This is a genomic window from Micromonospora sp. CNZ297 (assembly GCF_007827625.1).
Map to the genome: position 1 here is coordinate 371,255 of NZ_VISU01000002.1, position 25,914 is coordinate 397,168.

The 25,914-nt window shown below is 73.4% G+C and carries 29 protein-coding genes; 12 read left to right on the plus strand and 17 right to left on the minus strand.

The window, feature by feature from the left end; all coding sequences use genetic code 11:
- Positions 1 to 11: 11 nt before the first annotated feature.
- Positions 12 to 1,187, minus strand: a complete 1,176-nt coding sequence (locus FB454_RS05165) for an NAD(P)-dependent malic enzyme (RefSeq protein WP_013288351.1) — start codon at positions 1,185 to 1,187, stop codon at positions 12 to 14.
- Positions 1,188 to 1,344: 157 nt separating this feature from the next.
- Positions 1,345 to 1,683 carry a S24/S26 family peptidase gene (locus FB454_RS05170; RefSeq protein ID WP_047894355.1) on the minus strand — a complete coding sequence of 113 codons (339 nt, stop codon included), beginning with the start codon at positions 1,681 to 1,683 and terminating at the stop codon, positions 1,345 to 1,347.
- 78 nt (positions 1,684 to 1,761) lie between these two features.
- On the opposite strand from FB454_RS05170, the gene sodN reads away from it, so the two are divergent.
- The 3 genes from sodN to FB454_RS05185 are packed head-to-tail and all read left to right on the plus strand — an operon-like array spanning position 1,762 to position 3,128.
- A complete protein-coding gene (gene sodN / locus FB454_RS05175) occupies positions 1,762 to 2,166 on the plus strand; it encodes a superoxide dismutase, Ni (protein ID WP_047894356.1) in 405 nt (134 codons plus the stop codon).
- A complete protein-coding gene (locus FB454_RS05180) occupies positions 2,163 to 2,687 on the plus strand; it encodes a GNAT family N-acetyltransferase (RefSeq protein WP_047894357.1) in 525 nt (174 codons plus the stop codon). The genes sodN and FB454_RS05180 overlap by 4 nt, the downstream gene beginning before the upstream one ends.
- Positions 2,688 to 2,720: 33 nt before the next feature.
- Entirely contained in the window at positions 2,721 to 3,128 is a 408-nt protein-coding gene (locus FB454_RS05185) for an ATP-binding protein (RefSeq protein ID WP_047894358.1), read from the plus strand.
- A gap of 111 nt (positions 3,129 to 3,239) precedes the next feature.
- On the opposite strand, the gene FB454_RS05190 is transcribed toward FB454_RS05185, so the two are convergent.
- Entirely contained in the window at positions 3,240 to 3,641 is a 402-nt protein-coding gene (locus tag FB454_RS05190) for a hypothetical protein (protein ID WP_041784529.1), read from the minus strand.
- Positions 3,642 to 3,684: 43 nt separating this feature from the next.
- Between FB454_RS05190 and FB454_RS05195 the strand changes: the two genes are divergently transcribed.
- On the plus strand, positions 3,685 to 4,635 hold the full coding sequence (locus tag FB454_RS05195) for a diacylglycerol/lipid kinase family protein (protein ID WP_030271872.1): 951 nt from the start codon (positions 3,685 to 3,687) through the stop codon (positions 4,633 to 4,635).
- A gap of 450 nt (positions 4,636 to 5,085) precedes the next feature.
- The gene (locus FB454_RS05200) at positions 5,086 to 5,343 is read left to right on the plus strand and encodes a WhiB family transcriptional regulator (RefSeq protein WP_013288358.1); all 258 of its coding nucleotides are present in this window, start codon (positions 5,086 to 5,088) and stop codon (positions 5,341 to 5,343) included.
- Positions 5,344 to 5,406: 63 nt separating this feature from the next.
- Here FB454_RS05200 and FB454_RS05205 read toward each other — a convergent pair whose 3' ends face one another.
- Genes FB454_RS05205 through FB454_RS05215 form a run of 4 tightly spaced genes read right to left on the minus strand, consistent with a single transcriptional unit; the run spans position 5,407 to position 8,748 of the window.
- Positions 5,407 to 6,156, minus strand: a complete 750-nt coding sequence (locus FB454_RS05205) for a sirohydrochlorin chelatase (protein WP_030271875.1) — start codon at positions 6,154 to 6,156, stop codon at positions 5,407 to 5,409.
- The gene (locus FB454_RS05210) at positions 6,138 to 6,887 is read right to left on the minus strand and encodes a phosphoadenylyl-sulfate reductase (RefSeq protein WP_013288360.1); all 750 of its coding nucleotides are present in this window, start codon (positions 6,885 to 6,887) and stop codon (positions 6,138 to 6,140) included. The genes FB454_RS05205 and FB454_RS05210 overlap by 19 nt, the downstream gene beginning before the upstream one ends.
- Entirely contained in the window at positions 6,884 to 7,042 is a 159-nt protein-coding gene (locus FB454_RS34780; RefSeq protein WP_013288361.1) for a hypothetical protein, read from the minus strand. The genes FB454_RS05210 and FB454_RS34780 overlap by 4 nt, the downstream gene beginning before the upstream one ends.
- On the minus strand, positions 7,039 to 8,748 hold the full coding sequence (locus FB454_RS05215; protein WP_145822590.1) for a nitrite/sulfite reductase: 1,710 nt from the start codon (positions 8,746 to 8,748) through the stop codon (positions 7,039 to 7,041). Before FB454_RS05215 ends, FB454_RS34780 begins: the two co-directional genes overlap by 4 nt.
- Positions 8,749 to 9,372: 624 nt before the next feature.
- Between FB454_RS05215 and FB454_RS05220 the strand changes: the two genes are divergently transcribed.
- Complete coding sequence (locus FB454_RS05220) at positions 9,373 to 11,244, plus strand: glycosyltransferase family 39 protein (RefSeq protein WP_486485395.1); 1,872 nt, start codon at positions 9,373 to 9,375, stop codon at positions 11,242 to 11,244.
- Here the strand turns inward: FB454_RS05220 and FB454_RS05225 are convergent.
- Positions 11,219 to 12,811 (minus strand): PAS domain-containing sensor histidine kinase, encoded by a 1,593-nt coding sequence (locus tag FB454_RS05225; RefSeq protein ID WP_145753018.1) that lies wholly within the window; start codon positions 12,809 to 12,811, stop codon positions 11,219 to 11,221. The two genes, FB454_RS05220 and FB454_RS05225, sit on opposite strands and share 26 nt — an antisense overlap.
- Before the next feature lie 25 nt (positions 12,812 to 12,836).
- Positions 12,837 to 13,865, minus strand: a complete 1,029-nt coding sequence (locus tag FB454_RS05230; protein WP_030275110.1) for an SIS domain-containing protein — start codon at positions 13,863 to 13,865, stop codon at positions 12,837 to 12,839.
- Positions 13,866 to 14,050: 185 nt separating this feature from the next.
- On the opposite strand from FB454_RS05230, the gene FB454_RS05235 reads away from it, so the two are divergent.
- Entirely contained in the window at positions 14,051 to 15,652 is a 1,602-nt protein-coding gene (locus tag FB454_RS05235) for a tetratricopeptide repeat protein (RefSeq protein ID WP_030275112.1), read from the plus strand.
- Between the two features lie 87 nt (positions 15,653 to 15,739).
- Here the strand turns inward: FB454_RS05235 and FB454_RS05240 are convergent, their stop codons facing one another.
- Positions 15,740 to 17,338 (minus strand): MDR family MFS transporter, encoded by a 1,599-nt coding sequence (locus tag FB454_RS05240; protein WP_145822591.1) that lies wholly within the window; start codon positions 17,336 to 17,338, stop codon positions 15,740 to 15,742.
- A 119-nt stretch (positions 17,339 to 17,457) separates the two neighbouring features.
- Here FB454_RS05240 and FB454_RS05245 point away from each other — a divergent pair, with 119 nt between their 5' ends.
- On the plus strand, positions 17,458 to 18,033 hold the full coding sequence (locus FB454_RS05245; RefSeq protein ID WP_013288368.1) for a TetR/AcrR family transcriptional regulator: 576 nt from the start codon (positions 17,458 to 17,460) through the stop codon (positions 18,031 to 18,033).
- A gap of 6 nt (positions 18,034 to 18,039) precedes the next feature.
- On the opposite strand, the gene FB454_RS05250 is transcribed toward FB454_RS05245, so the two are convergent.
- Both FB454_RS05250 and FB454_RS05255 read right to left on the minus strand, forming a co-directional pair.
- Positions 18,040 to 18,552 (minus strand): GNAT family N-acetyltransferase, encoded by a 513-nt coding sequence (locus tag FB454_RS05250; RefSeq protein ID WP_013288369.1) that lies wholly within the window; start codon positions 18,550 to 18,552, stop codon positions 18,040 to 18,042.
- The gene (locus FB454_RS05255) at positions 18,549 to 18,764 is read right to left on the minus strand and encodes a biotin/lipoyl-binding carrier protein (protein ID WP_013288370.1); all 216 of its coding nucleotides are present in this window, start codon (positions 18,762 to 18,764) and stop codon (positions 18,549 to 18,551) included. Before FB454_RS05255 ends, FB454_RS05250 begins: the two co-directional genes overlap by 4 nt.
- 238 nt (positions 18,765 to 19,002) lie before the next feature.
- Here FB454_RS05255 and FB454_RS35285 point away from each other — a divergent pair, with 238 nt between their 5' ends.
- Entirely contained in the window at positions 19,003 to 19,077 is a 75-nt protein-coding gene (locus tag FB454_RS35285; protein WP_369752275.1) for a 50S ribosomal protein bL37, read from the plus strand.
- A gap of 79 nt (positions 19,078 to 19,156) precedes the next feature.
- Here FB454_RS35285 and rsrA read toward each other — a convergent pair whose 3' ends face one another.
- The 5 genes from rsrA to FB454_RS05280 form a co-directional block, all read right to left on the minus strand.
- Positions 19,157 to 19,444, minus strand: a complete 288-nt coding sequence (rsrA, locus tag FB454_RS05260; protein WP_013288372.1) for a mycothiol system anti-sigma-R factor — start codon at positions 19,442 to 19,444, stop codon at positions 19,157 to 19,159.
- A gap of 2 nt (positions 19,445 to 19,446) precedes the next feature.
- Positions 19,447 to 20,256, minus strand: coding sequence for a sigma-70 family RNA polymerase sigma factor (locus FB454_RS05265; protein ID WP_013288373.1), 810 nt, complete (start codon positions 20,254 to 20,256; stop codon positions 19,447 to 19,449).
- Between the two features lie 228 nt (positions 20,257 to 20,484).
- Entirely contained in the window at positions 20,485 to 21,096 is a 612-nt protein-coding gene (locus FB454_RS05270; RefSeq protein ID WP_013288374.1) for an alpha/beta hydrolase family protein, read from the minus strand.
- Positions 21,097 to 21,193: 97 nt separating this feature from the next.
- On the minus strand, positions 21,194 to 21,586 hold the full coding sequence (locus FB454_RS05275; protein ID WP_013288375.1) for a WhiB family transcriptional regulator: 393 nt from the start codon (positions 21,584 to 21,586) through the stop codon (positions 21,194 to 21,196).
- Between the two features lie 212 nt (positions 21,587 to 21,798).
- Positions 21,799 to 22,506: an SOS response-associated peptidase gene (locus FB454_RS05280; protein WP_013475266.1), complete on the minus strand. Its 708-nt coding sequence runs from the start codon at positions 22,504 to 22,506 to the stop codon at positions 21,799 to 21,801.
- Positions 22,507 to 22,608: 102 nt separating this feature from the next.
- Here FB454_RS05280 and aroA point away from each other — a divergent pair, with 102 nt between their 5' ends.
- From aroA to hisN, 3 genes are all read left to right on the plus strand, one after another.
- Positions 22,609 to 23,910 (plus strand): 3-phosphoshikimate 1-carboxyvinyltransferase, encoded by a 1,302-nt coding sequence (gene aroA, locus FB454_RS05285; protein WP_047892768.1) that lies wholly within the window; start codon positions 22,609 to 22,611, stop codon positions 23,908 to 23,910.
- A 163-nt stretch (positions 23,911 to 24,073) separates the two neighbouring features.
- Positions 24,074 to 25,009, plus strand: a complete 936-nt coding sequence (rsgA, locus tag FB454_RS05290) for a ribosome small subunit-dependent GTPase A (protein WP_013288378.1) — start codon at positions 24,074 to 24,076, stop codon at positions 25,007 to 25,009.
- A gap of 60 nt (positions 25,010 to 25,069) precedes the next feature.
- Positions 25,070 to 25,888 (plus strand): histidinol-phosphatase, encoded by an 819-nt coding sequence (gene hisN, locus FB454_RS05295; RefSeq protein WP_013288379.1) that lies wholly within the window; start codon positions 25,070 to 25,072, stop codon positions 25,886 to 25,888.
- Positions 25,889 to 25,914 lie beyond the last annotated feature (26 nt).

Sequence of the window (25,914 nt, forward strand, 5' to 3'; positions counted from 1 at the left end):
TTCCTTACATCTCAGCGGCGGGCGACCCCGTCGCGGCGGGCGGCCTCCGCGACGGCCTCGGCCACCGCCGGGGCGACTCGCGGGTCCAGCGGCGACGGCACGATCGCGTCGGCGGTCAGCGACTCGGCCACCACGCCGGCGATGGCGTCGGCGGCGGCCACCTTCATCGAGTCGGTGATCCGGGTGGCCCCGGCGTCCAGCGCGCCCCGGAACACACCCGGGAACGCGAGCACGTTGTTGATCTGGTTCGGGTAGTCGCTGCGCCCGGTGGCGACCACCGCCACGTGCCGGGCGGCCACCTCGGGGTGCACCTCCGGGGTGGGGTTGGCCAGCGCGAACACGATGCCGCCGGGGGCCATGCCGGCCACCGCCGCCTCCGGGATCTGGCCGCCGGAGACGCCCACGAGCACGTCCGCGTCGCGCAGCGCCTCGGTGATGTCGCCCTGGCGGCCCTCGGCGTTGGTGAGCTCGGCCAGTTCGGCCTTGGTGCCGGTCAGCTCGCGGTGCCGGCCGATGATGCCGCGCGAGTCGCACACCACCACCCGGTCCGGGTCGACGCCGCCGGCGATCAGCATCTTGGTGACCGCCACCCCGGCCGCGCCCGCGCCGCTGACCGCCACCCGCAGGTCACCGAGCTTGCGGTTGAGCAGCGCCGCGGCGTTGCGCAGCGCGGCGAGCACCACGATCGCGGTGCCGTGCTGGTCGTCGTGGAAGACCGGGATGTCCAGCGCCTCGTCGAGCCGGCGCTCCACCTCGAAGCAGCGCGGGGCGCTGATGTCCTCCAGGTTGATCCCGCCGAACGAGGGCGCGAGCGCCTTGACCGTCGCCACGATCTCGTCCACGTCCTGGGTGTCCAGGCAGACCGGCACCGCGTCCACGCCGGCGAACTGCTTGAACAGCACCGCCTTGCCCTCCATCACGGGCAGCGCGGCGCGCGGGCCGATGTTGCCGAGACCGAGTACGGCGGAACCGTCGGTGACCACGGCGACGGTGTGCGACACCCAGGTGTAGGTGTCGACGAGCGCGGGGTCGGCGGCGATCGCCTCGCACACCCGGGCCACACCCGGGGTGTACGCGAGGGAGAGGTCCTCGCGGCTGGTCAGCGGCACTGTGGAGGCGACTGCCATCTTGCCGCCGACGTGCAGGCGGAAGACGGGATCGGCGGGGTCCGGGGTGGACGAAGACATGGTGACTCCAGGATCTGTCGAGCAGACGGACCGGCCGGCGTGGTCAGCGGTGGTCAGCGACCGGCGGCGCGGCGGTGCGGGGGTCACCCGGGCACTTTTCGAGCATAGTCACGCTTCGGCACCCAGTATGTGAGCGGGGTCATATCCGCTCCGGTCGTTACCGTCCCCTGACCCGTCCCGGACGCGGCCACCAGCGGGCCACCACCCGGCCCCGGACGTCGGCCACGCCGTACGCGCGGGAGTCGTCGGCGACGAACTCGTTGTCGCCGCGCAACCACCATCCGCCGTCGCGGGGTTCCACCGCCCGCTTGACGACGAGCAGGTCGGGACGGCTGCGGAACACCGCGACGACGACGTCGCCGGAGCGTACCGGCCGGCCTCTCGTGCGGACCAGCACCGCGTCGCCGTGACGCAGCGTCGGGGCCATGGACGGGCCGGTCACCAGCACCGGCACCAGCGGGCCGCGCAGGGCCGGAGGTTCACCGGTGGGCGCCATGTCACCTCCCAGCCCCGGAGGGCGTCTCCAGGAGTAATGTCGTCTTGGATCATCGCAAACAACCCATGGAGGACCCTGATGCGCCTTCCCCGCATCCTCACGCCCCGGGTGACGGCCAGCGCTCACTGCGACCTGCCCTGCGGCGTATACGACCCGGCCCAGGCCCGGATCGAGGCCGAGTCGGTCAAAATGATCTGCGAGAAGTACCAGGCCAACACCGACCCGGAGTTCCGCACCCGCGCCATCCTGATCAAGGAGCAGCGGGCGGAGCTGGTCAAGCACCACCTGTGGGTGCTCTGGACCGACTACTTCAAGGCGCCGCACTTCGAGAAGTACCCGCACCTGCACCAGCTGTTCAACGAGGCCACCAAGCTGGCCGGCGCGGCCGGCGCCAAGGGCGCCACCGACCCGGCCAAGGCCGACGAGCTGCTGTCGAAGATCGACGAGATCTCGAAGATCTTCTGGGAGACCAAGCAGGCGTGACGTCGCCCGACGGCACTCCGACGATCCGGCCGGTACGTCCCGAGGACGTACCGGCCGTCGTCGCCATGGTGCACGAACTCGCCGAGTACGAGCGCGCACCCGAGCAGTGCCACCTCACCACGGCACAGCTCGACGCGGCCCTGTTCGGCCCGTCCCCGGCGCTGTACGGCCACGTCGCCGTCGACGCCTCGGACCAGCCGGTCGGCTTCGCGCTCTGGTTCCTCAACTTCTCCACCTGGGCCGGCGTGCACGGCATCTACCTGGAGGACCTCTACGTCCGCCCGGACGCCCGGGGCACCGGCGCGGGCCGGATGCTGCTCGCCACGCTGGCCTCGATCTGCGTCGAGCGCGGCTACCAGCGCCTGGAGTGGTGGATGATCCACTGGAACCCGGCGGCCCGCTTCTACGCCGCGATCGGTGCCACGCCGATGGACGAGTGGACGCCGTACCGCCTGGCCGGGCCGGCGTTGCACGAGCTAGCGACGCACGCGACGGCCGCGCCCACGCGCCCCGCCCGCTGACCGGGTAGAGTCCCGCACCGGGGGGGAGGAGCCGTGACTCAACTGACCGGGCACCCGACGACCGATGACGACGTCGTCCACCTCACCGTGCCCGCCGACGGTGGTTACCTCGGCGTGCTCCGCACCGCCACGGCCGGCCTCGCGGCCCGGCTCCAGTTCGCCCTCGACGAGATCGAGGATCTGCGCATCGCCGTCGACGAGGCGTGCGCCATGCTGCTCGCCATCGCCACCCGCGACGCCGAGCTGGAGTGCCGGTTCGCTGTGACCGAGGACGCGCTCACCGTCGAGGTGACGGTGCCGACGGTCCGGGGCGCCACGCTGCCGTCCGAGTCGTCGTTCGCCTGGAAGGTGCTGACCGCGCTGACCACCGGGGCGAACGCCCACGCATCAGGCGGCCGGGCCACCATCTCGCTGCTGACCCGCCGCGCCGGCGGCTTCTGACCGACGCGCGGCCACGGCCCGGCGGCGGCCACGGCCCGGCGGCGGCCACGGCCCGGCGGCGTCCAGACCCGGCTGCGGTCCAGAACGGGCCGCGTCAAGACCGGGCGGCGCTCAGCCGGCCGGCTCGCCGAAACCCAGCGCGCGGTTGGTCGGACCGCTCACCAGCAGCCCGACCATGCCGATCCCGAGCGCCATCAGCGGTACCCCGAGCCAGCCCATGCCGCCCTCGATCATGAACCAGCCGACCGGCAGCAGCATGAGCTGGAGCACGATGGCCGGTGCGCGAGCCCCGGCACGGCGGCGGGACAGCGCGCCGCCGAGCGCCCAGAGCGCCACCGCGCCGCCGACGGCGAAGACGGTCACCAGCAGCGCCGAGGTCAGATCCGTCGTGTCGGCGGTGAGGTCGGACCAGATGAGCCACACCGCGATCAGCCCCAGCGCCACCGCCTGGGCACGTAGCAGGAGCACCGCGGCGCGCAGCGTGCCGGGGAGCGGGTCGGAGTCGATCGTCACGGGCGCCACGATACCGGTGGGTAGTCGCGGTACAGTGCCGCCCATGCGGGCCGTCCTGGTGGTCAATCCGAAGGCCACCACCACCAGCGAGCGCAGCCGGGACGTGCTGGTCCGGGCGTTGCGCAGTGAAGTCGACCTGTCGGTGCGCTACACCCGCCGACGGGGCCACGCCACGGACCTGGCCCGGGAGGCCGCCCAGGAGGGCGTCGACCTGGTCGTCACGCTCGGCGGTGACGGCACCGTCAACGAGGTGGTGAACGGCCTGATGGCGGCGGAGCCGCCGACGTTCCGTACCGGACAGACCTCGGCCGAGCGGCTGCCCGCGCTGGCCACCGTGCCGGGCGGTTCGACGAACGTGTTCGCCCGCGCGCTCGGGTTGCCCCGGGAGTGGCCGGACGGCACCAGCATGATCCTGGAAGGGCTGCGACTGGGCCGGTCCCGCACGATCGGGCTGGGCCGTGCGGACGACCGCTACTTCACGTTCTGCGCCGGCTTCGGGCTGGACGCGGCCGTCATCCGCCGGGTGGAGCAGGCCCGCAAGAAGGGGCGCGTCTCCACCCCGGCGCTCTACTTCCGTTCCACAGCGAGTCAGTACTTCGTCGGCTCGGACCGCCGCCACCCGTCGATCACGCTGGAGCGCCCGGGTGAGGCGCCCGCGACGGAGTTGGCCACGGCGATCATCCAGAACACCGCGCCGTGGACGTACCTGGGCGACCGCGAGATCAACCCGAACCCGGAGGCGTCGTTCGATCTCGGGCTCGACGTGCTCGCGTTGCGGCGGCTCCGGGTCGCCAGCACGGCCCGTACGGCGGTGCAGTTCTTCTCGAAGCAACCGGATCCGCACGGCAAGCAGGTGTTGCGGCTGCACGACGTGGCGGAGTTCACGCTGGTCTCGGACCGGCCGTTGCCGTTCCAGCTGGACGGGGACTACCTCGGCGAGCGGGAGAAAGTCCGATTCACATCCGTACCGGCCGCACTGAGAGTAATCTGCTAGGTCTCGGGTATCCCAGTCGGTTGACGCGGACCGCCCGCCGCGCGGGCGCGGTGGCCGCCACGCCGAGGAAGGGTGCCGGAAATGTCAGCAACGTCACGCAGACCGTACTACATTGATTATCGACTGTGGCACGCCGGGTAACCAGGGCTCTGGCAAACCCGGACAAATGGGTGGTGAGCCCGCTCACTGTTCGGAGTTTTTCCGAGCGTCACCCTTGACATCGCTGTAGTTCGTGAAAGTATTCACAAGCGAACTCGTGTTGCCGGGACATTGCCTGGATATGCTCGTTCGGTTGAGCTGTTCCAGCAGGTCCGGGCACCCCACAGCCTGCTCACGCTGCGCCGAATTGATGGATGCTGACCGTCACCATTCGGCAATGCGGACGCCTATAGAAATAGCAACAACGAAGCGTTATCTGGCCACCCACTAAGAATGAGGAGTGTTGCCGCCATGGACTGGCGCCACGATTCGGTCTGCCGCGACGAGGACCCGGAGCTGTTCTTCCCGATCGGGACGTCCGGCCCGGCCCTCCTTCAGGTGGAGCAGGCGAAGGCTGTCTGCCGGCGCTGCCCCGTGACCGACCAGTGCCTGCAGTGGGCGCTGGAGTCCGGTCAGGACGCCGGCGTCTGGGGTGGGATGAGCGAAGAGGAGCGTCGCGCGGTGAAGCGCCGCGGCGGCCTCCGGGTGTTGCGCGCTCACTCCGCCTGACCCGTACACGCTGACCGCCCCGGCCGGGATTCCGGCCGGGGCGTTCTGCTGTCCCGGACCGGGTCAGCCCGTCACCGCCTCCACCCGCCGCCGGACCAGGTCCGCCAGCTCCGGCAGGTCGGTCAGGGGGTCCGCCACCGCCACCGCGCCGGCCGACCGGGCCGACGCGCGTACCCCGTCGTGGAACCGGCCCGGCGCCAGGAAGTAGGCGGCCACCGCGACCCGGCGGGCGCCCGCGGCGCGCAGTCGCGTGACCGCGCCGCCGACCTCCGGGGGCGCCGCCGAGGCGTACGAGACGCGGCAGGGCACTCCGAGCCCGGCGCCGAACGCCGCGGCGACCCGGCCCACCGAGGCGCGCGCCGCCGGATCCCGGGTACCGGCCGCCGCCAGCACCACCGCGTCCAGACCACCCGGCCCGTCACCGGTCGCCTCCGCCAGACGGCGGCGCAGCCCGTCCAGCAGCCCGCCGTCCACCCCGCCACCGGTCGGCCCCAGCACATCCGTCACCCGTACCTCGATGTCCGCGCCGGCCGCCGCGACCGCCGCCGGGATGTCCACCTTCCGGTGGTACGCGGCGGTCAGCAGCAGCGGCACCAGGACCGCCCGGGAGTGACCGGCGTCGGCCAGCCCGCGCAGCACCTCGGCCGGCCCGGGATCGGTGTGATCGAGCCAGCTCGGCAGCACCGGACGGCCGGGGCAGGTGTCCGCCACGGCCCGGGCCAGCGCCCGGGTCGCCTCCGCCGCACGCGGGTCACGGCTGCCGTGCGCCACCAGCACCACCGGCGGCCCGGCGCTCAGGTGTGCAGGCCGCACTCGGTCTTCTCGAACATCGCCCAGCGCCCGGCACGCGGGTCCTCCCCCGCCTTCGTCCGCCGGGTGCACGGCCAGCAGCCGATCGAGCCGTAGCCGCGGGCGAACAGCTCGTTGACCGGGATGTCGTACCGGGCCACGTAGGCGTCCACCTCCCGCTGCGTCCAGGCCGCTATCGGGTTCACCTTGACCTTGCCGCGCCGCGCGTCGAAGCCCACCACCGGCGTGTTCGCCCGGGTCGGCGACTCGTCCCGGCGCAGCCCGGCGGCCCAGGCGTCGTACCCGGACAGCGCCCGCTCCAGCGGCTCCACCTTGCGCAGCTGGCAGCAGTCGTCCGGGGACCTGTTGAACAGGCGCGGACCGTACTGGCCGTCCTGCTGCCCCACAGTCATCCGCGGCCGGATGGAGCGCACCCGCACCGGCATCCGCCGGGCCACCTCGTCGCGGACGCGCAGCGTCTCCGGGAAGTGCAGGCCGGTGTCCAGGAACACCACGTCGACGCCGGGCGCGACCCGGGAGACCAGGTGCGCCACCACGCCGTCGGCCATCGAGCTGGTCACGCAGAACCGCTCGCCGAACGTCTCCACCGCCCACCGGGCGATCTCGATCGCGGGCGCGTCGGCCAGCTCCCGGCCGGCCTCCTCGGCCAGCGCGCGCAGCTCCTCCGGGTCGCGGCGCGTCGGCTCGGCCGCGCCGATCAGGCCGAGGCCGGCGGCGGAGACGAGGCCGCTCACCGGGTCACCGCCCGGCTCAGCAGGCCGGTGAACTTCACCGCGAAGACCCGCGCGCAGGCGTGGCACTCCCAGGCGCCGTGCCCGGCCTCGTGCGGTCGCAGGTCCTCCTCGCCGCAGTACGGGCAGTAGAGAGGCGCAGATCGGGCATCGCTCATCGGAGCTCCTCCTCGTCGACTCTGATCACCCAGTTGGCGAACGTCTCACCCTCGGTCCGGCCGGCCAGGTAGCGGCGGGCGAGCCGTTCCACGTACTCCGGAAGCTCCTCGGCGGTGGTCTTCAGACCGCGCAGCTTGCGGCCGAAGCCGGCGGTCTGCCCCTGCGCCATGCCGAGGCCGCCGCCGAGGTGCACCTGGAAGCCCTCGACCTGCCGGCCGTCCGGGCCGACCACGAGCTGGCCCTTGAGCCCGATGTCGGCGACCTGGGTGCGGGCGCAGGCGTTCGGGCAGCCGTTGAGGTGGATGGAGATGTCCGCGTCGAAGTCGCGCAGCCGCTCCTCCAGGCGGGCGACCAGCTCCTCACCGCGCCGCTTGGTCTCGACGATGGCGAGCTTGCAGAACTCGATGCCGGTGCAGGCCATCGTGCCGCGCCGCCAGGCCGACGGCCGGGCCTCCAGGCCGATCCCGCGCAGCGCCGTGACCAGCGAGTCGGTCCGCTCCGGCGCCACGTCCAGCACGAGCAGCTTCTGGTACGGCGTGAGCCGCACCCGGTCGCTGCCGTGCGCCTCGACCACGTCGGCGAGCTGCGCCAGCTGCGTGCCGGACACCCGGCCCACCACCGGGGCCGCGCCCACGTAGTTCGCGCCGTCACTCTGCTGGTGCACGCCGATGTGGTCGACCGGCTTCGCCGGCAGGTCGGCGGCCGGACCGTCGAGCAGCGTGCGGCCCAGGTACTCCTTCTCCAGCACCTCCCGGAAGCGCTCCACGCCCCAGTCGGCGACCAGGAACTTCAGCCGGGCCCGGTTGCGCAGCCGACGGTAGCCGTAGTCGCGGAAGATGCCGACCACACCGGCCCACACGTCCGGTACCTCGTTCAGCGGCACCCAGACGCCGAGCCGCTTGGCGAGCATCGGGTTGGTGGAGAGCCCGCCGCCGACCCACACGTCGAACCCGGGCCCGTGCTCCGGGTGCTCCACGCCGAGGAACGCGATGTCGTTCGCCTCGTACGGCGTGTCGACCAGCCAGGAGATCGAGGTCTTGAACTTGCGGGGCAGGTTGGAGTACGCCTTGTCGCCGACGTACCGGCGGACGATCTCGTCGATCGCCGGCGTCGGGTCGAGCACCTCGTCCCGGGCCACCCCGGCGACCGGGCTGCCCAGCACGATCCGGGGGCAGTCGCCGCACGCCTCGGTGGTCTGCAGGCCGACCGCCTCCAGCCGGCGCCAGATCTCCGGCATGTCCTCGACCCGGATCCAGTGGTACTGGATGTTCTGCCGGTCGGTGATGTCGGCGGTGTCCCGGGCGAACTCGCGGGAGATGTCCGCGATCACGCGGAGCTGGGCCAGGTTGAGCTGGCCGCCGTCCACCCGGACCCGGAGCATGAAGAACTCGTCCTCCAGCTCGTGCGGCTCCAGCACCGCGGTACGCCCGCCGTCGATGCCGGCCTTGCGCTGGGTGTAGAGGCCCCACCAGCGGAACCGGCCGCGCAGGTCCTGCGGGTCGATCGAGGCGAAACCGTTGTGGGCGTAGATGTTCTCGATCCGGTCCCGCACGTTCAGCGGGTCGTCGTCCTTCTTGATCCGCTCGTTGGGGTTGAGCGGCTCACGGTGTCCGAGCGCCCACTGCCCCTCGCCGCGTGGCCGGCGGGGCGCACGGGCGGCAGGCGCCGGGGTGTCGGGACGGGTCGGGGTGCTGCTGACCGCCATCGCGGCGTCCTCCATGGTCTGCTGCGGTGCCTGGAGCGCGGACGCGGCGGCCGGCCCTGGAGAGGGCCGTGGACGGCGATGTCGATGACGGCCGGCGCGAGTACGCGCCCGAGACGGAAAGGTCGGGCGTCGTCAGTGGGCCGGACAGATCGCGCTGCGCACGCGGCCGTAATCGACGTGGCGACGAGCCACGAAGCGGCGGACGACAGCGGCGGTCATGTGCCTCATGCTGCCACACCACGCCCCGCACGACCACAGCTCCGCACTGTGATCCCACATCACGGGCCCACCACCCCCACATCGACCCCCATCCCCCTCCCCGCCCTCTCCCCCTCCCCGCCCTCTCCCCACCCCCTCCCCGGTGATCAAGGAGTTAACGTCCCCCAACCCACCACCCCAGGCCGCAATCTCCTTGGTCAACAAGCTCAACCCCACCCACCCGCTCCATTGATCATGAAGTTGGCGGGGACAAAAGGGACGGTGCGTGCCGTCAACTTCATGATCGACCGGGTCCGGGCGTGGGGCCGGGGCGAGGGCCGGGTCGGGGGGCCGGGTCGGGGGCCGGGTGGGTGGGAATCGGTGGAGCGGACGGGCGGGAAGGGCTGGGCGTGTGAGGCTGCGGGGGTGAGGAGGTTCGCGCCCGCGTCCGTCCGCAGCCGGCCGGGTCCGGTGGTGTGGGTGATACCCGGACTGCTCACGCTCGCTGTGACACTGACCGGCATCGGGCACGCCCAGCCGTGGCGGGACGAGCTGGCGACCTGGAGCGCCGCCATTCGCCCGGTACCGGACCTGGTCCGGATGACCCGCACGATCGACGCCGCTACCGGGCCGTACTACCTGCTCATGCACGGCTGGACCGCCCTGGCCGGCGCGTCGCCGACCGCGCTGCGGCTACCCTCCGCGCTCGCGATGGCAGTGGCTGCCGCGCTCACCGCCCGCCTCGGCGCGATGCTCGTCGGCAGTCGCGCCGGGCTGCTGGCCGGACTGCTGTTCGCGGTGCTGCCGGTCACCTCGCGGTACGGCCAGGAGGCCCGCCCGTACGCCCTCGCCACGCTGTTCGCCGTGCTGGCCACGCTGTTGCTGGTCGAGGCGCTGCGCCGGCCGACCTGGCGACGCTGGGCCGGGTACGCCCTCGCCGTCGCCGCGCTCGCCCTGCTCCACCTGATCGCGCTCACCCTGCTCGCCGCCCACGCCGTGGTGGTGCTGCTGACCGCCGCACGTGGCCCCGCGGCGGTCGTCGATCCGCCCGGCCGGTCCCGAGCCGAGATGCCCGACGCGAGCCGGCCATGCCGCAGACACCCGTGGCGTTCCACCCAGCCACGAGATCGAGCGCCGGTGGAACGCCACGGGTGTCACGGCGCCCCGCAGACACCCGCGGCGCTCCACCCAGCCACGAGATCGAGCGCCGGTGGAACCCCACAGGTGTCACCGCATCCCGGGAGCAGGGAGCACGGCACGGACGCGCCGGAAGCGGAACGGCAGGACGTGACCGGCGAGGCTCGGGAGGGGTCGGCGCCCGGCCGACGGGTGCTGGCCGGGTGGCTGCTGGCGCTGGTGCCGGTCGTCGTGCTCGTCACCCCACTGGCGCTGGCGGCGCGGGGGCAGCGTGGACGGCAACTCGACTGGGTGGACCCGGCGCGCCTGCCCGACCTGGCGGCGTTGCCGGGCGCGCTGGCGCAGAGCGGTGTCGTCGGCGGGTTCGTGCTCGCGCTCGCGGCGCTCGGCGCGGCCCGGCTGGGTCGCCGGGCGCTGCTGCCGGTCGCCGCCGTGCTGCTGCCGGTGGTGCTGGTCTTCGCCGCCGGAACGATTGTGCCGCTGTGGGTGACCCGCTACCTCGTCTTCACCGTGCCGTTCGCCTGTGTACTTGCCGGCGCCGCGCTGGCTGCCGCGCGGGTCACTCCCGCGCCGGCCCGAACGCCGGGAACAGCGACGCCCGCCGAACCCGAGCGCACGGCGACACCCGCCGCAGCCGGCCGCACTGCCGCGCCCGCGGAAGCAGAGCAGGGACCGACGTCGCCGCGCGGACGGACCGCGGCGGGAATCGCGGTGGTGGTCCTGGCCGGGCTGCTCGGGCTGCCCGACCAGGTGGCCCTGCGCCGTACCCACGAGTGGCCGCGCAGCGCACCGGTCGACTACGCGGGCGCGGCCGGGATCATCCGCGCCGAGCAGCGGCCGGGCGACGCGATCGTCTACTCGCCCCGGGACGGGTGGCTGTTCCCGGATCTCGGCATGGCGTACCACATGGGGCGGAGGCTGCCGCGCGACGTGCTCGTGGTCCGCGACCAGCGGCAGGACGCGAGCCTCTGGGCCGTGGAGTGCGACGACCCGGCGCGGTGCCTGGCCGGGGTGGACCGGGTGTGGCTGGTGGTCACCGGCCGCCGCGCCGACCCGCCGGCGGCGGTGCCTGGCGCGAAGGGCGACGCGCTGCGCGCGGGCTACACGGTGCGGCAGGTGTGGCCGCGGCCGGGGATCACGGTGGCCCTGCTCGTCCGGTGAGGCGGTCGGTGGTGCCGCGGGCCAGCGGTACGACGATGGCCGCCTCGGTGCCGCCGTCGGCGCCGTTGCGCAGGTCGATGGTGCCGCGCAGCTCGCCGGTGACGAGCGCCCGGACGATCTGGAGGCCCAGGTTGCCGCCGCGTTCGGCGTCGAACTGCTCGGGCAGCCCTCGGCCGTTGTCGGTGACAGTGACGTGCAGTTGCTTGCGGGCCCGGTGCGCGGAGACCACCACTTCGGGCCGGGGCGCGGAGACCACGGCCTCGGGCCGGGCCGCGTCCGCGGGCGACGGGGCACCGGCCTCCTCGTCGGCCGGCGGGAAGCCGTGTTCGACGGCGTTGAGCAGCAGCTCGTTGAGCACCATCACCAGCGAGGTGGCGATCTCGGCGGGCAGTACGCCGAAGGTGCCGCGGCGGCGCATGCCGACGCTCACCTCGGTGGCGGCGACCTCGGTGGCGGCGCTGGCGACCCGGTCCACGATGCCGTCGAACTCGACCGCCTCGTCGCTGGACATGGAGAGCGTCTCGTGGACGAGAGCGATCGAGGCGACCCGGCGTACCGACTCTTCGAGCGCCACCCGCGCCTCGGGCATGGCAACCCTCCGGGCCTGGAGGCGCAGCAGCGCGGCGACGGTCTGGAGGTTGTTCTTCACCCGGTGGTGGATCTCCCGGATGGTGGCGTCCTTGGTGATCAGGGCGCGGTCGCGGCGGCGTACCTCGGTGATGTCGCGGACCAGCACCAGCGCGCCGATCGGCACTCCGGCGGGCATCAGCGGCAGCGCCCGGGTGAGCATGGTGGCGCCCCGCGCGTCGATCTCCCGGCGGGGTGGCGCCTCGCCGCGCAGCGCGGCGAGCACGGCGTTGCCCGCGTCGGTGCCTTCGAGGGGGTCGCCGGCGAGCCGGCGATGCAGCTTGGCCAGGTCCTCCCCGACGAGGTGGGAGGCGTAGCCGAGGCGGCGGTACGCGGACTGCGCGTTCGGGCTGGCGTAGGTGACCTTGCCGTTGGCGTCGAGCCGCACCAGGCCGTCGCCGACCCGAGGTGCCGAGGTGGTCTCGCCGGGGTGCCGGGGCGGCGGGAACGTGCCGTCGGCGATCATCTGAGCGAGGTCGTCGGCGGTGGTCAGGTAGTTCAGTTCGAGCTGGCTCGGGGTGCGCGCGGTGGACAGGTTGGTGTCCCGGCCCACCACGGCGATCACCTCGCCGGCTTCACCGTCGCCGGTGCGCAGCCGGACCGGGATCGCCTCGTGGCGGGCCGGGACGTCGCCGTACCAGACCGGGTCGCCCTCGCGCCAGATCCGTCCCTGCCGGTGGGCCACCTCCAGGTGGGCCACCTCGGCCCCGCCGACGATGCGCCCGACCTGGTCGTCCAGGTAGGCGGTCGGCGCGGTGGTGGGACGGACCTGGGCCACGCAGAGGAACGTGCCGTCACCGTCCACCGGCACCCAGAGCAGCAGGTCGGCGAAGGACAGGTCGGACAGCAGCTGCCAGTCGCCGGCGATCCGGTGCAGGTGGTCGATGTCGGCCGGGCGGAGCGCGGTGTGCTCCTCGGCGAGGTCACGGAGGGTGGACACGCCACACAGCGTGCCACGCCGGACCTCACATCGTCGCCGTGACCTTCTTCAAGCCGCGCGGCGCGTCCGGGTCCTCGCCCCGGGCCAGGGCCAGGGACAGCGCGAGCCGTTGCAGCGGCAGGATGTCGAGCAGCGGCGCGTACCGCTCGTCGACCTCGGGAACCGCCATCCGGGTCTCGCCGACCTCGGCGGAGCCGACCACGACCACGTCGGCGCGGCGTTCGCCGAGGCGGGGCAGCACCTCGCGCATCGACGTGCCGCCGGGGCCGGAGCCGACCACGGCGAGCACCGGGACGTCCGGGTCGGTCATGGCGAGCGGGCCGTGCAGCAGGTCGGCGCCGGAGAAGGCGAGCGCCGGGAGGTACGACGTCTCCATCAGCTTCAGCGCCGCCTCCCGGGCGGTCGGGTACGCGTACCCCCGGCCGGTGGTGACGAGCTGGGCGGCGAACCGGTAGCGCGGGGCGAGCCGGGCCGGGGTGTCGTCGGCGAGCGTCTGCGCGGCCAGCTCGGGCAGGCGGCTCAGGGCGGCGTGCTCCTCGGCGGGCAGCACGCCGTCGCCGGCGCGTACGCCCTCGATCAGCATGAGCAGCGCGAGCAGCTCGGCGGTGTAGGTCTTGGTGGCCGCGACCGCGCGCTCGTGGCCGGCGGCGATGTCGACGCTCAGCTCGGCGGTCTCCACCAACGGCGAGCCGGGGTTGTTGGTGACCGCGAGGGTGAGCGCGCCGGACGCGCGGGCGACCCGCAGCACCTCGGCCAGGTCGGGCGAGCCGCCGCTCTGGCTGACGCCGACGACGAGCGCGTCGGAGAGGTCGGGCCGGGCGCCGAAGACGGTGATCGCGCTCGGGGAGGCCAGCCCGGCGGGCAGTCCGAGGCGGATCTCGGTCAGGTAGGCCGCGTAGAGCGCGGCGTGGTCGGAGGTGCCCCGGGCGGTGAAGACGACGTGCCGGGGGCGGCGTTCGGCGACGACGGCCGCCACCTCGGCGATGGCCGCCGCGTGCTCGGTGGAGAGCAGACGCTCGTAACCGGCCGGCTGCTCGTCGATGTCGGCGGCCATACCGGCCCCTGCTTGCGTCACTCCGGAACCTCCTTCTGCGCGTTTCCCGCGCGTTCGATGCTCAGTCTTGCACGTTTCAGTAGCCTCAATCAACGCAACGAGCAGGAGTGCGCAGTGGATCACTAACTGACGGAAGATCCCCTAGGCTTGCCCGGCTGACCGACCCGACCCGCCGAGAGGACGACGTGCCCGAGGACGACGCCGCGCTGTCGGCGGAGGAGGAACTCGCGCTGGCCCGGCTTGCGCTGGGCGAGGGCGACCTGCGGCACGCCGCCGACCACGTGGCCGCCGCGCTGGTCCGCTCCCCCACGCTGCCCGAGGCGCACGAGACGCTCGCCCGGCTGAACGCGGCCAGCGGCGGCGACCTGGACCTCTTCCCGCTCGGTCAGCAGGCGTTCGTCGGCGCCGTGGTGGCCCGCGCGCACCTGCTCGCCGCCGCCGGCCGGCCCGCCGAAGGGCTCGACCTGCTCGCCGCCGCCACCGGCTACGCGCCGGCCGCGCCCTGGGCCGCAGTGCCCTGGGTGACCGCCGCCGACCTGCCGGAACGCCTCGATCCCGAGCGCACCGCCCGGATCCTCATGCAGGTCTGCGCGGCGGCGCCGGACCCCGCGCCGCGCCGGCTGCGCGAGCCGCTCGCGCCGTACCTCACGCTGGCCCGCAACGCGATCACCGTCCATCCGGCCCATCCGCTGCTGCTGGGCGCGGCGTCCGCGCTGGCCCGGCGCCTCGGCGAGGTCACCCTCGCCGTCACCTGGGCCACCCGGGGGGTACGCGCACAGCCCACCAAACTCGGCGAGGTGTGGCTCGGGTACGCGTACCGCGGCGCCGGCCGGACCGCCGAGGCGCTCGCCGCACTGGAACGCGCTGTCGCGCTCGACCCCGACGACCTCGCTGTCTACGCGGACATCGCCGGCACGCTGGCCGACAACGGCCGGCTCGACGCGGCGCTGGGCTGGATCGACCGGGCGCTGGCGAAGGACCCCACCTTCGACTGCGCGGTGCACACCGCGCACCGGCTGCGCTACCTGCGCGACGGCGACGTGGACCACCTGGTGGCGCTCGCCGACTTCGTCCGCGACCACCCGGACGACACGCACGAGCACGGTGACCTCGCCGAGTGCTGCCGGGGCCGCCCCTGGCTCGGGCAGGTGACCCCGGCCGGCGACGACACCCCGGCCCTCGACGGTCCCGCCCCCTCGGCGGCAGCGGTACGGCGGCTCCAGCAGCTCGCGCACCCGGCGTGGGCGCACCCGCCGGCCGCGTACGACGCCGCGGTCGGGCTCGCCACACTGGACCTCGCCGACCTGCTCGCCCTGCTGGCACACCCACCGGAGGCACCGGCGACAGCGCTGGGCCGGGTGCTCGGCGGGCAGGATCCGGCACTGTGGACGCGCTGCGCGCAGGTCTGGGCCTGCCTCGGCCTGCTGCACCACCGCACCGACGAGCCGTGGGAGCTGTCGACCCGGCGTCGGGTGCTGGGGGAACTGGCCGCCGGTGATCTCGGCCCGGCCGCCGAGGCGGCACTGTTCGCCCTGGTCACCGCCGCCTGGGTGCACCCGGACACCCGCGCCGACGTAGCAGCGCTGGTGTCCGGGCGGGTCGCCGAGGTGGCGGCCGGGCCGATGCGGCGCACCCCGGTGGCGGTGTCACTGGCGTACCTGGCGCGGGCCACCCCGGCCCTCGACCCGGCCACCCGTGCCACCGCCGACTCGCTCATCGCCGGCGCCGCCGGCGGTCCGCTGCGCCGTCTCTGGCGACGGTTCACAGCCCTGTTCCGCCGGAACTGACCGCCGCCACTTCGCCGAAGTGGCGCGATCAACTCGCCCTCGACCCCGCCACTACCCCGAGCTGGCGAGCAGCGGGCGCGAGGCACGTCAGGCGACGGGGGCCTTGCCGAGCGCGGCCTCGGCCTCGTCCTCCGGTGTGGCGCCGGCCGGCGGTACGTCGTTCGTCGCGCGCAGCGGCACCTCCTTGATGAACCAGGCGAGCACCGGTACGGCCACCGTGAAGAGGACCGCCCAGAAGAAGACGTGCGAGATGGCGTCGGAGAGGCCGCCGAGCACCGCCTCGCGCATCGGGCCGGTGAGCTTCTTGAGTGCCTCCAGGTCCATCGCGCCGCCCTCGCCGCCCTCGCCGCCCGAGCCCGCGAACGCGGAACCGGCGGCCGAGTCGGCGAGGCGGTTGGCGAAGATCGCGCCGAAGAGGGAGACGCCGAACGAGCCGCCGATGGACCGGAAGAAGGTCGCAGCGCCGCTGGCCGCGCCGAGGTCCTTCTGTTCCACGCTGTTCTGCGCGATCAGCATCGAGGTCTGCATGAGGAAGCCCATGCCGACACCGAGCACGATCATGTAGATCGAGGACTGCGCCTTGCTGGTGTCCACGTCCAGCAGGCTGAGCAGGCCCATCCCGGCGACCATCACCACGCCGCCGACGATCGGGAAGACGCGGTAGCGGCCGGTCCTGGTGATGGTCCGGCCGACCACGAGCGACACCACGAGCATGCCGAACATGAGCGGGAGCAGCAGCAGGCCGCTGTTCGTGGCCGACGCCCCCTGGACGGTCTGCTGGTAGAGCGGCAGGAAGTTCATCGCGCCGAACATGGCGAAGCCGAGCAGGAACCCGATCACCGAGATCAGCGCGAAGTTGCGGTTGGCGAAAAGGCTCAGCGGCAGGATCGGCTCCGGCACGCGCCGCTCCACCACCGCGAACGCGCCGAGGGCGAGCACCGCCAGCACGGCGAGGCCGAGGATCTGTGGCGATACCCAGTCGCACTCGTTGCCGCCCCACGTGGTCACCAGCACGATCGCGGTGATGCCGACGGACAGCAGCGCCGCGCCCAACCAGTCGATCTTGTGCTCGGTGCGGTACTTCGGCAGGTGCATGGTGGTGGCGAGGATCAGCAGCGCCGCGCCGCCCAGCGGCAGGTTGACGTAGAACGCCCAGCGCCAGGAGAGGTTGTCGGTGATGAAGCCGCCGACGAGCGGACCGGCGACCATGGCGATGGCCATGATCCCGGCGATCATGCCCTGGTAGCGGCCCCGCTCGCGCGGCGGGACCAGGTCACCGATGATCGCCATGACGCCGACCATCAGGCCACCGGCGCCGAGGCCCTGGACGGCGCGGAAGGCGATCAGCTCGGTCATGCCGGTGTCGGCGCCGCCGAAGACGCCGGAGCCGGACATGCCGCAGAGCGCGGAGCCGACCAGGAACACCACCACAGCGGTGAGGAAGACCGTCTTGCGGCCGTAGAGGTCGCCGAGCTTGCCCCAGATCGGCGTGGAGACCGTCGTGCCCAGCACGTACGCGGTGACCACCCAGGTGAAGTGGTCGGCGCCGCCGAACTCGAAGACGATCCGCGGCAGCGCGGTGCTGACGATCATGTTGTCGAGCATCGCGAGCATCATCGCGATCATCAGACCGAACAGGACGACCCGGACATTGGGTCTCGTGGTCACCTGGGCTGGTTGACTCATCGGTAGGCTCCCCCGCAGATCGGATGATCGACTTACTTGCCGCCCGGCTAGTTTGCTTACTAGCCGGACGGTAAGCTGATGGCGGGCGCACGTCAAGCGGATTGGAAGGATGTCGGCCGGTGAGGGAGACCACAGGTGGCACGCGCGAGCGGATCCAGGCCGTCGCCTTGGAACTCTTCACCGAGCAGGGCTACGAGAAGACGTCGCTGCGGGAGATCGCCGAGCGGCTGGGCGTGACCAAGGCGGCGCTCTACTACCACTTCAAGAGCAAGGACGAGATCGTCACCAGCCTGGTCGACGACCGGCTGCGCCGGATGGACGAGCTGATCGCCTGGGCCGCCGACCAGCCGCCCACCCTGGCTACCCGGCGCGCCCTGATCGGCAGGTACGCCGACAGCATGTTCGCCGGCGACCTGCCCCAGGTGATGCGCTTCTTCGAGCAGAACCAGACCGTGCTCAAGAGCCTGGTCGCCGGCCAGCAGATGCGGGACCGGATGATGCGGCTGGCGCACGAGCTGTGCCGGGGCGACGACTCGCCCGCCGCCCAGCTCCGTGCCGCGCTCACGCTGTTCGCGGTGCACAGCAGCTGGTTCGCGGTACGCGTGCCGGGCATCACCGACGACGAGCGCAAGCGGATCGCGCTCCAGGTGGCCGACGAGTTGCTCGCCAAGATCGGCGAGACCGGCCAGGGCTGAGCCGGTTCAGCCCGCCGCGGTCAGATCCAGCCGCAGGCCACGCAGGTCGATGCCGGGCAGCGGCGTCCAGTCCTTCTCCGGGTACCTGACGAAACCGAGCCGCTCGTAGAGGCGGTGTGCGTTCGCCGCCATCCCGGCGCGGACGCAGATCACCACGGCGGTGCAGCCCAGCTCCGTGGCGCGCGCCACGCACGCGGCCGCGAGCGCGGCGCCCGCGCCCCGGCCCTGCGCGGCCGGATCCACAGCGAGCATCCGGAACTCGGCCTCGCCCGGGCCGGCCAGTTCGGCGTACGGGGTGCCGGGCAGCACGAACGTCACCGCGCCGAGCACCTGGCCGGTGGCGTCGTCGACGGCCACCAGCACCTCGCCGGTCTCGGCGCGGCCGGCCACGTCGGCGAGCACCGGCGCGTACCCGCTCTCGTCCTTGAGCTGGCCGTCCGCCTCGTACGCGGCGACTGTCAGCCGGGCCACGGCCGGGAAGTCCGCCGGCTCGGCGCGGCGCACCCGGAGGCCGGTCAACCGATCTCCGCGATCAGGTCGCCGTCCTGCACCACGTCGCCCTCGTTGACCGCCAGCTTCTGCACCACGCCGTCGGACTCGGCGACCACCGGGATCTCCATCTTCATCGACTCCAGGATGACGAGGGTGTCGCCCTCGGACACCGTGTCACCGGCCGACACGACGACCTTCCAGACGTTCGCCACCATCTCGGCGCGGATCTCCTCGGCCATCTCGGCCCTCCCTCTCCCCGACAGCTCCCCGACAATCCTGCGAACGGTATCCAATCATGACGCCGGTCACGCCGGGCCGCGCACCACCGCCGCGCGCGATCCGCCCCGCCGCGCCCCGACCGCCGGCGACGGCACTAGCATCGTGCGGGTCGGCCACCGGCGAGCCCGGAGGGCCGCACCGCGACCTCCGCCGCGCCCAGCCGCGGACGGAACCGTGACCAGCACAAGGAGGCAGAGCATGGCGAAGAAGGCCCGCAAGAAGAAGGCCCGTAAGAAGAGCAGCGCCAACCACGGCAAGCGCCCCAACTCCTGATCATCCGATCAGGCGGCGCAGTCGCCGGACAGCGCAACGGCCCGGGTCCGTGATCGGACCCGGGCCGTTGCGTCGCTTGTCAGTCGGCCAGTTCGCGGGACTCGGTGCTCTCGAAGACCACCAGCTCGGTCAGCCGCAGGCGCAACCGCTCACGCAGCTTCTCCGGGGCCGCCTCGTTGCCGCAGCACCGGGCCACGAGCGCCTTGACCTCCTGCTCGATGCCGTACTCGCGCAGGCACGGCCCGCACTCGTCCAGGTGGTGCCGGATCAGCACCCGGCGCTCCTCGGCGCACTCCAGGTCGAGGTAGAGGTAGACCTCGGCGAGCACCTCGCGGCAGTCCGTCTCGTGCGGTTGTCCACAGCTCACGGTCACACCTCCCGGCCGGCGGCGGCGGTCGAACCCTTCTTCGACGAGGCGGCGCTGAAACCCCGCTCCGCCGCGTACTGCTCCAGCAGCTTCCGCAGATTACGTCGGCCACGGTGCAGACGGGACATCACGGTGCCGATCGGCGTGCCCATGATGTCGGCGACCTCCTTGTAGGAGAAGCCCTCGACGTCGGTCAGGTAGACGGCCAGGCGGAACTCCTCCGGCAACTGCTGGAGGGCCTCCTTGACGTCGCTGTCCGGCAGCCGGTCGAGCGCCTCCGTCTCGGCCGAGCGCAGGCCGCTGGACGTGTGCGACTCCGCCTCGGCGAGCTGCCAGTCGGTGATCTCCTCGGTCGGCGCCTGGATGGGCTGGCGCTGCCGCTTGCGGTAGGTGTTGATGTAGGTGTTGGTCAGGATCCGGTAGAGCCAGGCCTTCAGGTTCGTGCCCTGCTCGAACTGGTGGAAGGCGGCGTACGCCTTCAGGTACGTCTCCTGAACCAGGTCCTCCGCGTCCGCCGGGTTGCGGGTCATCCGCAGTCCGGCAGCGTAGAGCTGATCGACGAAGGGCATCGCGTCCCGCTCGAAGCGGGCCCTGCGCTCGTCCGTCTTCTCGGTGGTCAACCGCACATCCCCTCGCGTCGGATGCTTTCCCGCCGAGGATACGCGTACCCACCTACCGGCAGATTCACTTCCGGAGTGTGTGCCGGTGCTCACGACCGACGCCGCCGCGGGCCACTCCGGCGCGTCGAGCAGCCGCCGGAGCTGACGCTCGTCCCGTTCGTCCCGTTCCCGGCTCCGTGTCTCGATCGGCACCGGTCACCCCCCTCGCGCTGGCTCTGTCGTCGTCCAAGGGAGATAACGCGAGTTGTGGGGCATGGCATTCCTCCGGCCCCACCCGATCCTGGTCCCGGCCTCGGCCGCGACCGACGCTGGGACCAGGAAGGGCCTGGGAGGGTGGCCCCGGCGCGCCCGAACCGGGCGGCCGGCACCAACCGGTGCAACGACCCGCCGCGGCGGACGGTCACGGCGCGCGCCGCCCGGTCAGGACGACCACCCGTGTACGCGCAGCCAGTCCCGCACCACGGCGGCCGTGCCGGCCGGGTCGCCGCGCAGGTCGTGGCGCTCCCCCGGCCGGACCACCACCTCGATGCCGGGGCCGGACTCGGGCACGCCGAACGGATCCCGGTCGCCGTTGACGACGAGCGTGGGCAGGCCGGTGAGCAGTTCCCCGGCCCGGGATCGCTCCGGTCGTCCCGGCGGGTGCAGCGGGAACGCCAGTGCGACGACTCCGGCCGCCCCGACGGCGGCGGCGGTACGGCAGGCCACCCGGGCGCCGCTGGACCGGCCCCCGACCACCCAGTGGCGAACCCGCGGGGCACGCCGGCGCAGGTCGGCCAGCACCGCCGTCCACGCCTCGTCGAGGTGCCCGGCGGGAGCGGGCGCGCGTCGCCCGGCAACCCGGTACGGCTGGGTCACCAGGGCCACCCCGGCCCCGGCGGCGAGCACCGCGTCCCGGACGGCGGTCAGGTCGGGCGCGTCCACGTCACCGCCGGCGCCGTGACCGAGCACCAGCACCGTGGTGCCGTCGGCGGGTGGGTCGAACCGGAGCCGGGCGGGCCCCCGTGGTGTGTCGATCTCGTCGTCGTGCCGCACCGGCTCATTCTGCGCGGCCGGCCGGCCCGCCGGTGATCGGGCGCGGAAACGGACGTCGCCCGCGGCCTGCCGGAGCGGGCCACGGGCGACGTCGGGATCAGCTCAGCGGGACCAGCGTGAGCAGGCGGTCGCGCACCGGCGGACCGGCGTCGTCGAGCGCGTCCGGATCCGGCTGCACCTCGCTGCGCCAGGCCACCAGCATGGCGCGCCGCTCACGCGGCGTGGTGCCGCCCCAGACGCCGTGACAGTCGCCCACCTCCAGCGCCCAGGCCAGGCAGGAGCCCTGGACGTCGCAGGTGCGGCAGAGCGCCACCGCCGCGTCGGCCGGTTCGTTCGGTGCCGGAAAGAACGTCTCCGGATCGACGTTCTGACAGGTGCCTCTGGTGCGCCACGCGTCGTCCTGGCGTCGTTCGCTCAGCGCCCGCAGCAGTCGCGGATCGCGCCGCGCGGCGGCTACCTCGTGCGGACGCGGCATACGTGCCCGTGTCAATACACCCACCTCCCCCGTGGGAACCGGCGTAGATCTTTACAAGATCGATGGGTGTCATCCGCCCCGTGCGAACAGACGCCCATCACCGGCGCTGTGTTCTATCGCATTCGAATACGCAAGGACAAGAGTCTTCAATGAAACTGACTGAACGTCCGGGCGACTTTTCCGGCCCAACCCCGGCAAACGGGGCACGCAAATGTGGCGGAGCGTGATCAGAAGAGCGTCGGTCCGGCGGCCGTCCCGACACCCGCCGGAGCCACCGCGGCGATCAGCTCCGGGCCGTCGTTGCGGACGTCGCCGACGGCCCGGGACACGGGCCGGATCTCCAGCCCGGCGAGCAGGCCGGCGTCCGGCGGCGCGAGCAGTTCTGCCGGCTCCTCGGCCGGGCCGAGCCATTCCGCCCAGCGCTCCGGCGACAGCAGCAGCGGCATCCGGTCGTGCACCTCGGCCAGCTCGCCGACCGCAGCGGTGGTGAGCACGCTGAACGTGAGCCGGGCCGCACCCGCCGACTCCCACACGGACCAGATGCCGGCGAAGGCCAGGACCGAGCCGTCCCGCGGTGTCATGAAGTAGGGCTGGCGTCCGCCGTCGGCGAGGCGGACCCACTCGTACCACCCGTCGGCGGGGACCAGGCAGCGGCGGCGGGCGAAGGACGGCGCGTACGCCCGGCTGGTGGCGACCGTCTCGGCCCGCGCGTTGATCATGCGGGCGGCTCCGGCGGCGCTGCGCGACCACTGCGGGAGCAGGCCCCAGCGGCCGAGGGAGAGCAGCCTGTGCCCCTCCGGGGCGAGCCGGACCAGCGGCACCGGGTCGGTCGGCGCGACGTTGTAGTCCGGCGCCACCCCACCGGTCTCGTCGGCCGACTCGAACAGCGCGCTCAGATCGGCGGCGCTCCGGGTCGTGGCGTACCTCCCGCACATGGCGCCCACGCTAGCCGCATCCGGACGTTCCGGCTGTCCCGCCCAACGGGAGCAGCGGCGACGGGCGGTTCCACCGGCCCGTGAGCTTGGCAGAATGTAACGGTGAGCAATCCGACCGCGACGAGTCCGCCGCAGCCGTGGACCGCGCCGACCGCGAGCGACCCGGTCGCCGCGACGCTGCGCCTGCCCGGTTCCAAGTCGATGACCGCCCGGGCCCTGGTGCTCGGCGCACTCGCCGGCGGGCCGTCGACACTCGCCCGTCCACTGCGCGCCCGGGACACCGAACTGATGGCCGGTGGCCTGCGCGCACTCGGCGCCCACATGTCGATCTCGGACGACGACCGCTGGCTGGTCCGTCCCTATCCGCTGGCCGGCCCGGCGCACGTCGACGTCGGCCTGGCCGGCACCGTGATGCGCTTCCTGCCCCCGGTGGCCGGGCTGGCCGCCGGGCGGGTCACGTTCGACGGCGACCCGCACGCCCGGACCCGCCCGCTCGGGCCGCTGATCGGCGCGCTGCGCACGCTCGGCGTCCGCATCGACGCGCCAGCGGCCGGCAGCCTGCCGCTCGTCGTGCTCGGCGCGGGGCGGGTGACCGGCGGTGACGTGGTGATCGACGCCTCCGCGTCCAGCCAGCTCGTCTCCGGTCTGCTGCTCGCCGCGCCGCGTTTCGACAGGGGCGTCGTGGTCCGGCACGAGGGGCCGCCGGTGCCGTCCGCGCCGCACCTGCGGATGACGGTGCAGATGCTCCGCGCCGCCGGCGCCGCCGTCGACGACACCACGCCCGACGTCTGGACGGTCGAGCCGGGCCCGCTGTCCGGGCGCGGGTGGGAGATCGAACCGGACCTGTCCGGCGCCGCGCCGTTCTTCGCCGCCGCGCTGGTCACCGGCGGCGAGGTGACGCTCCAGGGCTGGCCGCGCAGCAGCCTCCAGCCGGTCGAGCAGCTCCGCGAGCTGCTGCACCGGATGGGCGGCGAGGTGAGCCTCGGCACCGACGGCCTGACGGTGCGGGGCACCGGCACCGTGCGCGGGCTGGACGCCGACCTCTCCGACGTGGGCGAGCTGACCCCGGTGCTGACCGCGCTCACGCTGCTCGCCGACGGCCCGTCCCGGCTCACCGGCATCGGCCACATCCGCGGTCACGAGACCGACCGGGTCACCGCCCTGGCCAAGGAGTTCACAGCGCTCGGCGCGGACATCACCGAGACCCGCGATGGCCTGGACATCCGGCCCCGGCCGCTGCGCGGCGGGACGTTCCGCACGTACGCCGACCACCGGATGGCGCACGCGGCGGCGGTGGCCGGGCTCGCCGTCCCCGGCATCGAGGTCGACGACGTGGCGTGCACCTCCAAGACCATGCCGGAGTTCCCGGCACTATGGTCGGGGATGGTGACAGGCAAGAACTGACAGCGGGGGGGACGTCCTGACGACGAAGCGGCGCGAGTACGACGAGGACGACGTCCGGGTACGACCGGGCCGGTCCTCGCGCCCGCGTACACGCACCCGGCCCCGGCACGCAGACGCCGTCGACGGCTTCGTCATCGCCGTCGACCGGGGCCGCTACACCTGTGTGATCCCCGGCGCCGGACCGGACGCGCCGCTCGTGACCGCCATGCGCGCCCGCGAGCTGGGACGCAAGTCGGTGGTGGTGGGCGACCGGGTGGGGCTGGTCGGGGACACCTCCGGTGCGCCGGGCGCGCTGGCCCGCATCGTGCGCATCGCCGAGCGGACCTCGGTGCTGCGGCGTACCGCCGACGACGACGAGACCACCGCCGAGGGGCGGCTGGAACGGGTGGTGGTGGCGAACGCCGACCAGTTGGTGATCGTCAGCGCGCTCGCCGACCCGCCGCCGCGTACCGGGTTCATCGACCGCTGCCTGGTGGCCGCGTACGACGCCGGCATCGAGCCGCTGCTCTGCCTCACCAAGGCCGACCTCGCCGGCCCGGAGGCGGTGCTCGGCTACTACACCGAGCTGGAGCTGCCGTACGTGCTGATCCGCCCGGACTCCGACCTGGCCGCGCTGCGGGCGCTGCTCGCCGGCCGGGTCTCGGTGATGGTGGGCCACTCCGGGGTGGGCAAGTCGACGCTTGTCAACCGCCTCGTCCCGGAAGCCGAACGGGCGGTGGGCACGGTCAGCGCGATCGGCCGGGGCCGGCACACCTCGACCAGCGCGGTCGCGCTGCGCCTGCCCGCCGAGCCCGGCGCCGAGGGCGACACCGGCTGGATCGTCGACACCCCGGGGGTACGCAGCTTCGGGCTGGCCCACGTGTCCGCTGAGAGCCTGCTGCACGGCTTCCCCGACCTGGTCGAGGCGACAGTCGACTGCCCGGCCAACTGCCCGCACACCGCCGACGAGGCGGACTGCGCGCTCGACGCCTGGGTGACCGCCGGGAAGGCCGACGCGCGCCGGCTCGCCTCGTACCGCCGGTTGCTGGCCTCCCGCAGCGGCGAGGGCGACCCGCGCGAGCCGGAGCGCAACCCCGGCGACCCGCTCGCCGGGTCCTGAGCGGCGGACCGGCGGCGACCCGCCGTCGAAGGCCGGGCCGCCGCCACTAGCGTGTCAGTCATGACCGGGTACGCCGACGACCTCGCCCTCGCCCACCTGCTCGCCGACGCCGCGGACGCCGTCTCCTCGGCCCGGTTCCGCGCGCTCGACCTGCGCGTCGAGTCGAAGCCGGACCTGACGCCGGTCTCCGACGCGGACACCGCCGTCGAACGGGAGATCCGGGCGCTGCTGGCCGAGCACCGTCCCGGTGACGGCCTGCTCGGCGAGGAGTACGGCGAGCAGCCGCCGGCCGGCCCCGACGGGCGGCGCTGGGTGATCGACCCGATCGACGGCACGAAGAACTTCGTCCGGGGCGTACCAGTCTGGGCCACCCTGATCGCGCTGCTGGAGCACGACCGGCCGGTGCTCGGCCTGGTCTCCGCCCCGGCGCTGGGCCGCCGCTGGTGGGGCGCGCTCGGCGCGGGCGCGTTCGCCGGCACCGGTCCGGCGGACGGCACGCCGATCCGGGTCTCCGGCGTGACAGCGCTCGGCGACGCGAGCTTCTGCTACTCGTCGCTGACCGGGTGGGAGCAGGCCGGGCGGCTGGACGCGGTGCTCCAGCTCATGCGCGACACCTGGCGCAGCCGGGCGTACGGCGACTTCTACGGCTACATGCTGCTGGCCGAGGGGGCACTGGACGTGATGGTGGAGCCCGAGCTGTCGCTGTGGGACATCGCCGCGCTGGTCCCGATCGTCACCGAGGCGGGCGGAATCGTCACCGACCTGGCCGGGCGGCCCGCCCCGGCCGGCGCCGACTCCGCCGACATCAGCGCCGTGGCCAGCAACGGGGCGCTGCACGACGACATCCTGGCCCGGCTCGGCCGTCCAGCCGAGCGCTGACCCGGGGGAAGCCTCTATCCTCGCCA

What these genes read in the sequence shown, in the direction of transcription:
- FB454_RS05165 (WP_013288351.1), bottom strand. Translation starts at nt 1,187, where the DNA reads ATGTCTTCGTCCACCCCGGACCCCGCCGATCCCGTCTTCCGCCTGCAC.
- FB454_RS05170 (WP_047894355.1), bottom strand. Translation starts at nt 1,683, where the DNA reads ATGGCGCCCACCGGTGAACCTCCGGCCCTGCGCGGCCCGCTGGTGCCG.
- sodN (WP_047894356.1), top strand. Translation starts at nt 1,762, where the DNA reads ATGCGCCTTCCCCGCATCCTCACGCCCCGGGTGACGGCCAGCGCTCAC.
- FB454_RS05195 (WP_030271872.1), top strand. Translation starts at nt 3,685, where the DNA reads ATGCGGGCCGTCCTGGTGGTCAATCCGAAGGCCACCACCACCAGCGAG.
- FB454_RS05200 (WP_013288358.1), top strand. Translation starts at nt 5,086, where the DNA reads ATGGACTGGCGCCACGATTCGGTCTGCCGCGACGAGGACCCGGAGCTG.
- FB454_RS34780 (WP_013288361.1), bottom strand. Translation starts at nt 7,042, where the DNA reads ATGAGCGATGCCCGATCTGCGCCTCTCTACTGCCCGTACTGCGGCGAG.
- FB454_RS05215 (WP_145822590.1), bottom strand. Translation starts at nt 8,748, where the DNA reads ATGGCGGTCAGCAGCACCCCGACCCGTCCCGACACCCCGGCGCCTGCC.
- FB454_RS05230 (WP_030275110.1), bottom strand. Translation starts at nt 13,865, where the DNA reads ATGGCCGCCGACATCGACGAGCAGCCGGCCGGTTACGAGCGTCTGCTC.
- FB454_RS05240 (WP_145822591.1), bottom strand. Translation starts at nt 17,338, where the DNA reads ATGAGTCAACCAGCCCAGGTGACCACGAGACCCAATGTCCGGGTCGTC.
- FB454_RS05255 (WP_013288370.1), bottom strand. Translation starts at nt 18,764, where the DNA reads ATGGCCGAGGAGATCCGCGCCGAGATGGTGGCGAACGTCTGGAAGGTC.
- FB454_RS05280 (WP_013475266.1), bottom strand. Translation starts at nt 22,506, where the DNA reads ATGTGCGGGAGGTACGCCACGACCCGGAGCGCCGCCGATCTGAGCGCG.
- hisN (WP_013288379.1), top strand. Translation starts at nt 25,070, where the DNA reads ATGACCGGGTACGCCGACGACCTCGCCCTCGCCCACCTGCTCGCCGAC.